The following is a 1,972-nucleotide window of genomic DNA, read 5'->3' on the forward strand; positions in this document are numbered from 1 at the left end:
GCCTTCCCCGGCCGGCCGCGACGCGCGCAGCTTGCGGCGGGTTTCCTGCTGCTGCGCGATCAGCTGGTCCAGTTCCGCCGCCACCGCCGTGGACTTGCCCGTCCTGGCCCAATCGGCCGGGGTCTGGCCCTTGGTATCGCGCGAGCCCACATCGGCCCCGGCCTTCAACAGCAGGTCCACCATCGGTTTGCGGCCCGACAGCGCCGCCATCATCAGCGGCGTTTCGCCATTGGGTGCAGGCGCGTTGACCATGGCCTTGTTCGCCAGCAGCAAGCGCGCCATTTCCAGCTGCCCCTTCGACGCGGCATAGTGCAGCGGCGTCCAGCCCAGGCGGTTGACCTGGGCGCCGCGGGCGATCAGCTTCTTGGCGCGCTCGGTCTGGCCGGCGATGGCCAGATACATCAGCGGCGTCTCGCCCGCCGGGTTCTCGGCGTTCACGTCGGTGCGCTTGTCAGCGGCGATCACGTCAAACACCTTCCAGGCGCCGTCGACCACGGCGCGCATCAGCGCCGGCTGGCCGTTCTTGTAGCGCACGTTCGGGTCCTCGCCGCGCGCCAGCAGTTCCTTGATGTCGTCCGGATAATCATTGGCGACATAGACCCACCAGTCGCCGGGATTGGCGGCCTGCGCCACCGCTGGGGCAGCCAACCCCACGGCCAGCGCCAGCAGCGCTCCACGGCAACACGACAAGACGAGCTTCTGGGCGGACGCGATGTGGATGGCCATGGAATTCCTATAAATCACTTTAAACAATCTGGATTAGATTATTTCTTTATCTTATTGAAAAGACGGAAGAAATTATCCGTGGATGCTTTTGCCACCTCAGCGACGGAGATACCCCTGAGATCCGCAATCTTCTCCGCCACGTGGATCACCTTGGACGGGTCGTTCAGCTTGCCACGATAAGGCACCGGCGCCAGATACGGCGAGTCGGTCTCGATCAACAGACGGTCCAGCGGCACTTTGGCGGCCACTTCATGCACGACCTGCGCATTCTTGAAGGTCACGATGCCGGACAGGGAAATATAGAAGTTCTGGTCCAGCGCGGCCTGCGCCACTTCCCAGTTTTCGGTAAAGCAATGCATCACGCCGCCGACCTCGGCCGCCTGCTCTTCCCGCAGCATGCGCACGGTGTCCTCGGCGGACGAGCGCGTGTGCACGATCAGGGGCAGGCCCGTGTCGCGGGCGGCGCGGATGTGGCGGCGGAAACGCTCGCGCTGCCAGTCCAGCGGTTCGGACAGGCGGTAGTAGTCCAGCCCGGTCTCGCCGATAGCCACCACCTTGGGATGCTCCGACAGGCGCGCCAGCTCTTCGGGCGTGGGGTCGGGCGTGTCTTCGTAATCGGGGTGCACGCCGACCGAGGCCCACAGATTGGCCTGCGGCTCGACCAGCGACATCAGGCCGGGCCATTCCGGCATGTTGACGCTGACGACCAGCGCGTGCGTGACCTGGTTGGCGGCCATCCGGTCAAGAATGGCCGGCAGATCGGCGGCCAGTTCCGGAAAGTTCAAATGGCAGTGGGAATCGACGTACATGATGAGTCTGGATACAAGTGCCGCGGCGCCGCGTCCTTTGCCGGACCAGCGCCGCCGGATCAAAGGCTTACGCCAGGCAGGATAGCACCACGCGCTGCAAGGTCGCGTGGGCGAAGAGCTTGGCGTTCAGGGGATGGGTAGCCAGCGCGCGCTGGCGCGTCAGCCAGCGCGCGGCCTCGGCCACCTTGGCCGGGTTCATGCGCGCGGCGACCTGCGCGACCGCGCTGCCCAGGGCCGGGAAATAACGCGCGGGCGCCCCCGCGCTGGCCAGCATCAGATCGGTGTAGAGGCGCTGCAAGGCGTCGATCCACTCAGTGGCCGCCACCTTTTCCAGGGCTTCGGCGAGCGTGCCCACGTCGGGCGACTGGCCCTGGGCCAGCGGCCCGACCAGCTGGGTCAGCCAGGGCGGGCAAGCGGCCTCGCCCGACTGCGCCAGC

At 66.3% G+C, this 1,972-nt stretch carries 2 protein-coding genes and 1 pseudogene; all 3 read right to left on the minus strand.

Translation table 11 applies throughout. The features are described from left to right. A partial coding sequence (locus tag VIR09_RS11610) for an ankyrin repeat domain-containing protein (RefSeq protein ID WP_332013009.1) occupies positions 1 to 726 on the minus strand: 726 nt, incomplete at its 3' end. Positions 727 to 764: 38 nt separating this feature from the next. Next, positions 765 to 1,535 carry a TatD family hydrolase gene (locus VIR09_RS11615; RefSeq protein ID WP_332013010.1) on the minus strand — a complete coding sequence of 257 codons (771 nt, stop codon included), beginning with the start codon at positions 1,533 to 1,535 and terminating at the stop codon, positions 765 to 767. A 67-nt stretch (positions 1,536 to 1,602) separates the two neighbouring features. Then, a pseudogene (locus VIR09_RS11620) lies at positions 1,603 to 1,972 on the minus strand (DNA polymerase III subunit delta'); the annotation flags it as partial.

Origin of the sequence: Achromobacter sp. (genome assembly GCF_036567245.1) — a bacterium.
Taxonomy (GTDB): Bacteria; Pseudomonadota; Gammaproteobacteria; order Burkholderiales; family Burkholderiaceae_B; genus Achromobacter.